Annotated in this window: 7 protein-coding genes and 5 pseudogenes; 6 read left to right on the top strand and 6 right to left on the bottom strand. The window is 61.9% G+C overall.

Features of this window, described 5'->3' with window-relative positions; genetic code table 11:
• A pseudogene (locus ACIDOCELLA78_RS000000112890) lies at nt 1-469 on the bottom strand (methionyl-tRNA formyltransferase); the annotation flags it as partial.
• Nucleotides 469-1,036 (bottom strand): annotated as a pseudogene (def, locus tag ACIDOCELLA78_RS000000112885) (peptide deformylase). The pseudogenes def (ACIDOCELLA78_RS000000112885) and ACIDOCELLA78_RS000000112890, both read right to left, overlap by 1 nt.
• A 115-nt stretch (nt 1,037-1,151) precedes the next feature.
• Between def (ACIDOCELLA78_RS000000112885) and ACIDOCELLA78_RS000000112880 the strand changes: the two are divergent.
• Both ACIDOCELLA78_RS000000112880 and ACIDOCELLA78_RS000000112875 read left to right on the top strand, forming a co-directional pair.
• Nucleotides 1,152-1,653 (top strand): annotated as a pseudogene (locus ACIDOCELLA78_RS000000112880) (Hsp20 family protein).
• Nucleotide 1,654: 1 nt separating this feature from the next.
• On the top strand, nt 1,655-1,912 hold the full coding sequence (locus ACIDOCELLA78_RS000000112875) for a hypothetical protein (RefSeq protein ID WP_374223272.1): 258 nt from the start codon (nt 1,655-1,657) through the stop codon (nt 1,910-1,912).
• Nucleotides 1,913-2,059: 147 nt separating this feature from the next.
• Here the strand turns inward: ACIDOCELLA78_RS000000112875 and msrA (ACIDOCELLA78_RS000000112870) are convergent.
• Both msrA (ACIDOCELLA78_RS000000112870) and ACIDOCELLA78_RS000000112865 read right to left on the bottom strand, forming a co-directional pair.
• A pseudogene (msrA, locus tag ACIDOCELLA78_RS000000112870) lies at nt 2,060-2,715 on the bottom strand (peptide-methionine (S)-S-oxide reductase MsrA).
• 47 nt (nt 2,716-2,762) lie between these two features.
• A pseudogene (locus tag ACIDOCELLA78_RS000000112865) lies at nt 2,763-3,229 on the bottom strand (amidophosphoribosyltransferase); the annotation flags it as partial.
• Between ACIDOCELLA78_RS000000112865 and ACIDOCELLA78_RS000000112860 the strand changes: the two are divergent.
• Nucleotides 3,177-3,602 (top strand): hypothetical protein, encoded by a 426-nt coding sequence (locus tag ACIDOCELLA78_RS000000112860; protein WP_374223273.1) that lies wholly within the window; start codon nt 3,177-3,179, stop codon nt 3,600-3,602. The pseudogene ACIDOCELLA78_RS000000112865 and the gene ACIDOCELLA78_RS000000112860 sit on opposite strands and share 53 nt — an antisense overlap.
• Before the next feature lie 26 nt (nt 3,603-3,628).
• Nucleotides 3,629-4,306 (top strand): peptide-methionine (S)-S-oxide reductase MsrA, encoded by a 678-nt coding sequence (gene msrA, locus ACIDOCELLA78_RS000000112855; protein WP_201729603.1) that lies wholly within the window; start codon nt 3,629-3,631, stop codon nt 4,304-4,306.
• Nucleotides 4,307-4,453: 147 nt separating this feature from the next.
• Here msrA (ACIDOCELLA78_RS000000112855) and ACIDOCELLA78_RS000000112850 read toward each other — a convergent pair whose 3' ends face one another.
• Both ACIDOCELLA78_RS000000112850 and ACIDOCELLA78_RS000000112845 read right to left on the bottom strand, forming a co-directional pair.
• Nucleotides 4,454-4,711 carry a DUF1150 family protein gene (locus ACIDOCELLA78_RS000000112850; protein WP_201729602.1) on the bottom strand — a complete coding sequence of 86 codons (258 nt, stop codon included), beginning with the start codon at nt 4,709-4,711 and terminating at the stop codon, nt 4,454-4,456.
• A gap of 1 nt (nt 4,712) precedes the next feature.
• Nucleotides 4,713-5,216: an Hsp20 family protein gene (locus tag ACIDOCELLA78_RS000000112845; RefSeq protein ID WP_174502704.1), complete on the bottom strand. Its 504-nt coding sequence runs from the start codon at nt 5,214-5,216 to the stop codon at nt 4,713-4,715.
• A 116-nt stretch (nt 5,217-5,332) separates the two neighbouring features.
• Between ACIDOCELLA78_RS000000112845 and def (ACIDOCELLA78_RS000000112840) the strand changes: the two genes are divergently transcribed.
• Nucleotides 5,333-5,899, top strand: coding sequence for a peptide deformylase (def, locus tag ACIDOCELLA78_RS000000112840; protein WP_201729630.1), 567 nt, complete (start codon nt 5,333-5,335; stop codon nt 5,897-5,899).
• A partial coding sequence (locus ACIDOCELLA78_RS000000112835) for a methionyl-tRNA formyltransferase (protein ID WP_283770878.1) occupies nt 5,899-6,333 on the top strand: 435 nt, incomplete at its 3' end. The genes def (ACIDOCELLA78_RS000000112840) and ACIDOCELLA78_RS000000112835, both read left to right, overlap by 1 nt.

Raw genomic sequence — 6,333 nt, 5'->3', positions numbered from 1 at the left:
ATCGGCAGCGACTCGGCCAGAAGCATCGCACCGGTATCCAGCCCCTCGTCCATCTGCATGATGGTGACGCCGGTCTGTGCGTCACCCGCCAGCACTGCGGCATGGATCGGTGCAGCGCCACGCCAGCGCGGCAACAGGCTGGCGTGGATATTGATACAGCCGCGCCGGGGTGTCGCCAGCATGTCCGGGGGCAGCATCTGCCCATACGCGGCAACAACGGCAACATCGAGATCAAGGCTGCGGAAATAGGCTCTTTCGGCATCGTCGCGACGCAGACGTTCCGGCGTCCGAACCGACAGACCGAGCCCGTCGGCCGCCTCGTGAACGGGGCATTTGTGAATTCCGATGCCCTCGCCCAACCGGGCGCGGCGGCTGGCAATAGACCGCAAACCACGTCATGGCCTGCGCCATGCAGCGCCTTCAGCGCCGGAACCGCAAATCCCGGCGAGCCCATGAAGACCAGACGCATCAGCGCGCCGGCTTTCGGGCCGCCTTTTCGCGCAGATCCTTCGCCAGCTTGCGCAGGATCATGTTCCGCTTGAGCGCCGAGAGATGGTCCACGAACAGGACACCATCCAGATGATCGATCTCATGCTGGATACAGGCGGCCAGAAGTCCATCAGCCTCCATAATCCGCTTCCTGCCGCCCTCGTCCTCGAACGACACGCTGATCTGCCCCGGCCGGATCACCTCGGCGTATTGTCCCGGCAATGACAGGCAGCCTTCCTCGCGCGACACCAGCTCCTCGCTGCGGCGCAGTGATTTCCGGGTTGATCATGACGATGGGCTGTCTCTGGTCATCCGGCGCCAGATCCATGACCACCAGGCGCAGCGACACACCGATTTGCGGAGCCGCAAGACCGATGCCCGGCGCGCGATACATGGCCGCGAACATCCGCGGAACCAACTCGGCGACCTCGTCGCGGTCGGCGCCGACAATCCGGCGCGCCTTCATGCGCAGCCGCTTGTCGGGCACGATCAGGATCTCGGGGATACCGGCATCGGCAATATCGGTCGTCACGCTCATCCGCGCCATGTAGCCCTGCCGCTCCGCCCGATCAATCGGTACTTGCATAGGCCGCGATTTATGCCCATTTCGGTGTGCGAAACGCCGTTCGGGTTTCGCTTGTCTCGCTCGAAAGGAGGAGGCTTTGACCACTCGCGTTTTTACTTCGCCCCTGTTTCTGGGCTTCGATCATCTGAGCAGGTGATTGAACGTGCCGCAAAGGCTTCGTCGGAGGGATATCCGCCCTACAACATCGAACAACTGAGTTCGACGAGCCTGCGCATCACGATCGCTGTCGCCGGATTCACGATGGATGATCTCCAGATTACACAGGAAGACAATCAACTGGTGATCCGCGGCCGGCAGAATGACGACATGCAGGGACGGATCTTCCTGCATCGCGGGATCGCCGCACGGCAGTTCCAGCGGGCTTTCGTTCTCGCCGAAGGCATCGAGGTCAAGGGAGCATGGCTGGATAATGGGCTCCTGCATATCGACCTCGCACGGCCGTTGCCGGAAGCGAAAATCCGGACGATCGCCATCAAGAAAGGTGCTGGCGGCCAGAATGGCGCCAGCACGGCACGCACGCTCGATAGCGACGCGATTGCATCGCGTGTGGTCGCCGTGAACTCCAGGAGGGTTCCTGACATGAACATCAAGGCCCACGACGGCATCGCCGATGATGCGCCGTTCCAGGCGTTTCTTGACCCGCATCATATTACCGAGTCGCAACTCGCCGATCTCGGGCTCCAGGAAATCGCGTATGTCCGCCCAATCATGACGCCGTCCGGCCCGGCATTTGGCGTATTCGCCGCCAACGGGCGTGCCGATGGCCGTCGCGGCCGACAACAACGTCGCCCGAGCAGCGATCGTCCAGCACGAACTTGCTCCGGTCTCGTCCACTGAGGCTTGAGAGTCAACGCAAGTCGAATGCGGATATATCCTCAACCCTTGGAAAGCCGCTCCGGTCGGGTGGAAGCACCTGACCGGGTGATGCTCTAATTATCAATATCATAGAGCGCGACATCCGATCTGGATGGATCGGAAAGTGCTCTAGGCGGCGAACATTACGCCGACGGGGCAACCCACGCCCGTCCCGCCGAGCCCGCAATAGCCGTTCGGGTTCTTGGCCAGATATTGCTGGTGATACGCCTCCGCGAAAAAGAAGGTGGGCGCGGGAGCAATTTCCGTGGTGATCGAGCCGAAGCCAGCCGCGGAGAGCGCTGATTGGTACGAATCGCGGGATGCTTCGGCAACGCTCAACTGCGTATCCGACATTGCACAGATGATCGAACGATATTGCGTGCCGATATCACCGCCCTGGCGCATACCCTGCGTCGGGTCGTGGCTTTCCCAGAACACCCGCAACAGCGCCTGGAACGACGTCACTTTCGGGTCGAAGACAACCAGAACAACCTCGGCATGACCCGTGCGGCCGGAACACACCTCTTCATATGTCGGGTTCGGCGTGAACCCGCCCGCATACCCAACCGCCGTCACCACAACACCCGGGATCTGCCAGAATTTACGCTCGGCGCCCCAAAAACAGCCAAGCCGAACAGCGCGACCTCCGTTCCCGGCGGATAAGGTGCAGCAAGCCGGGCACCGCTGACATGGTGAAATTCGGGAACCGGCATTGGCGTCGCGCGACCAGGCAGCGCCTCGCCGGCGTCGGCATCCGTGTTTTCATCGACATCGGTCATGGCCATGATCCTCTCCAGCATTTTCATGTCCGGAAACCCAAGCCCGACAACAATCAGGCTAGCTCCGCCAATAGCGAGAATTGAGGGTCTCGCGGCTCGGCGTGGTCTGTCAACGGGATCGGATAATCGCCGCTGAAGCAGGCATCGCAATAGGCTGGCGCCTCCGCGTCGCGCCCGCTATGGCCCAAGGCGCGATAAAGCCCGTCGATCGAGATGAAGGCGAGGCTGTCGACTCCGATCAGCGCGGCCATTTCCGCCTCGCTGTTGCGAGCGGCCAGCAGCTTGGCCCGCTCCGGCGTGTCGATTCCATAGAAGCAGGAATGCGTGGTCGGTGGCGAGGATATCCGCATGTGAACCTCGCGTGCGCCGGCCGCGCGCACCATCTCCACAATCTTCTTCGAGGTGGTACCACGCACGATCGAATCATCGACCAGAACGGACCGTTTGCGCCTTAGGCGGCGGCCGAATTGGCCAATGGCTTCCCGCCGCCTAAATGGCGAAACGATGCGTACGGCTCGATGATTCGATCGTGCGTGGGTACCACCTCGAAGAAGATTGTGGAGATGGTGCGCGCGGCCGGCGCACGCGAGGTTCACATGCGGATATCCTCGCCACCGACCACGCATTCCTGCTTCTATGGAATCGACACGCCGGAGCGGGCCAAGCTGCTGGCCGCTCGCAACAGCGAGGCGGAAATGGCCGCGCTGATCGGAGTCGACAGCCTCGCCTTCATCTCGATCGACGGGCTTTATCGCGCCTTGGGCCATAGCGGGCGCGACGCGGAGGCGCCAGCCTATTGCGATGCCTGCTTCAGCGGCGATTATCCGATCCCGTTGACAGACCACGCCGAGCCGCGAGACCCTCAATTCTCGCTATTGGCGGAGCTAGCCTGATTGTTGTCGGGCTTGGGTTTCCGGACATGAAAATGCTGGAGAGGATCATGGCCATGACGATGTCGATGAAAACACGGATGCCGACGCCGGGCGAGGCGCTGCCTGGTCGCGCGACGCCAATGCCGGTTCCCGAATTTCACCATGTCAGCGGTGCCCGGCTTGCTGCACCTTATCCGCCGGGAACGGAGGTCGCGCTGTTCGGCCTTGGCTGTTTTTGGGGCGCCGAGCGTAAATTCTGGCAGATCCCGGGTGTTGTGGTGACGGCGGTTGGGTATGCGGGCGGGTTCACGCCGAACCCGACATATGAAGAGGTGTGTTCCGGCCGCACGGGTCATGCCGAGGTTGTTCTGGTTGTCTTCGACCCGAAAGTGACGTCGTTCCAGGCGCTGTTGCGGGTGTTCTGGGAAAGCCACGACCCGACGCAGGGTATGCGCCAGGGCGGTGATATCGGCACGCAATATCGTTCGATCATCTGTGCAATGTCGGATACGCAGTTGAGCGTTGCCGAAGCATCCCGCGATTCGTACCAATCAGCGCTCTCCGCGGCTGGCTTCGGCTCGATCACCACGGAAATTGCTCCCGCGCCCACCTTCTTTTTCGCGGAGGCGTATCACCAGCAATATCTGGCCAAGAACCCGAACGGCTATTGCGGGCTCGGCGGGACGGGCGTGGGTTGCCCCGTCGGCGTAATGTTCGCCGCCTAGAGCACTTTCCGATCCATCCAGATCGGATGTCGCGCTCTATGATATTGATAATTAGAGCATCACCCGGTCAGGTGCTTCCACCCGACCGGAGCGGCTTTCCAAGGGTTGAGGATATATCCGCATTCGACTTGCGTTGACTCTCAAGCCTCAGTGGACCGAGACCGGAGCAAGTTCGTGCTGGACGATCGCTGCTCGGGCGACGTTGTTGTCGGCCGCGACGGCCATCGGCACGCCGTTGGCGGCGAATACGCCAAATGCCGGGCCGGACGGCGTCATGATTGGGCGGACATACGCGATTTCCTGGAGCCCGAGATCGGCGAGTTGCGACTCGGTAATATGATGCGGGTCAAGAAACGCCTGGAACGGCGCATCATCGGCGATGCCGTCGTGGGCCTTGATGTTCATGTCAGGAACCCTCCTGGAGTTCACGGCCGACCACACGCGATGCAATCGCGTCGCTATCGAGCGTGCGTGCCGTGCTGGCGCCATTCTGGCCGCCAGCACCTTTCTTGATGGCGATCGTCCGGATTTTCGCTTCCGGCAACGGCCGTGCGAGGTCGATATGCAGGAGCCCATTATCCAGCCATGCTCCCTTGACCTCGATGCCTTCGGCGAGAACGAAAGCCCGCTGGAACTGCCGTGCGGCGATCCCGCGATGCAGGAAGATCCGTCCCTGCATGTCGTCATTCTGCCGGCCGCGGATCACCAGTTGATTGTCTTCCTGTGTAATCTGGAGATCATCCATCGTGAATCCGGCGACAGCGATCGTGATGCGCAGGCTCGTCGAACTCAGTTGTTCGATGTTGTAGGGCGGATATCCCTCCGACGAAGCCTTTGCGGCACGTTCAATCACCTGCTCAAGATGATCGAAGCCCAGAAACAGGGGCGAAGTAAAAACGCGAGTGGTCAAAGCCTCCTCCTTTCGAGCGAGACAAGCGAAACCCGAACGGCGTTTCGCACACCCGAAATGGGCATAAATCGCGGCCTATGCAAGTACCGATTGATCGGGCGGAGCGGCAGGGCTACATGGCGCGGATGAGCGTGACGACCGATATTGCCGATGCCGGTATCCCCGAGATCCTGATCGTGCCCGACAAGCGGCTGCGCATGAAGGCGCGCCGGATTGTCGGCGCCGACCGCGACGAGGTCGCCGAGTTGGTTCCGCGGATGTTCGCGGCCATGTATCGCGCGCCGGGCATCGGTCTTGCGGCTCCGCAAATCGGTGTGTCGCTGCGCCTGGTGGTCATGGATCTGGCGCCGGATGACCAGAGACAGCCCATCGTCATGATCAACCCGGAAATCACTGCGCGCAGCGAGGAGCTGGTGTCGCGCGAGGAAGGCTGCCTGTCATTGCCGGGACAATACGCCGAGGTGATCCGGCCGGGGCAGATCAGCGTGTCGTTCGAGGACGAGGGCGGCAGGAAGCGGATTATGGAGGCTGATGGACTTCTGGCCGCCTGTATCCAGCATGAGATCGATCATCTGGATGGTGTCCTGTTCGTGGACCATCTCTCGGCGCTCAAGCGGAACATGATCCTGCGCAAGCTGGCGAAGGATCTGCGCGAAAAGGCGGCCCGAAAGCCGGCGCGCTGATGCGTCTGGTCTTCATGGGCTCGCCGGGATTTGCGGTTCCGGCGCTGAAGGCGCTGCATGGCGCAGGCCATGACGTGGTTGCGGTCTATTGCCAGCCGCCGCGCCCGGTTGGGCGAGGGCATCGAATTCACAAATGCCCCGTTCACGAGGCGGCCGACGGGCTCGGTCTGTCGGTTCGGACGCCGGAACGTCTGCGTCGCGACGATGCCGAAAGAGCCTATTTCCGCAGCCTTGATCTCGATGTTGCCGTTGTTGCCGCGTATGGGCAGATGCTGCCCCCGGACATGCTGGCGACACCCCGGCGCGGCTGTATCAATATCCACGCCAGCCTGTTGCCGCGCTGGCGTGGCGCTGCACCGATCCATGCCGCAGTGCTGGCGGGTGACGCACAGACCGGCGTCACCATCATGCAGATGGACGAGGGGCTGGATACC

Source organism: Acidocella sp. C78 (assembly GCF_907164655.1).
The sequence above is the reverse complement of the archived record's forward strand: the minus strand, read 5'-3'. Positions and strand labels throughout refer to the sequence as shown.

Coding starts and splice junctions, on each gene's coding strand:
- ACIDOCELLA78_RS000000112875 (WP_374223272.1), top strand. CDS start 1,655: ATGAACATCAAGGCCCACGACGGCATCGCCGATGATGCGCCGTTCCAG.
- msrA (WP_201729603.1), top strand. CDS start 3,629: ATGAAAATGCTGGAGAGGATCATGGCCATGACGATGTCGATGAAAACA.
- def (WP_201729630.1), top strand. CDS start 5,333: ATGGCGCGGATGAGCGTGACGACCGATATTGCCGATGCCGGTATCCCC.
- ACIDOCELLA78_RS000000112850 (WP_201729602.1), bottom strand. CDS start 4,711: ATGAACATCAAGGCCCACGACGGCATCGCCGATGATGCGCCGTTCCAG.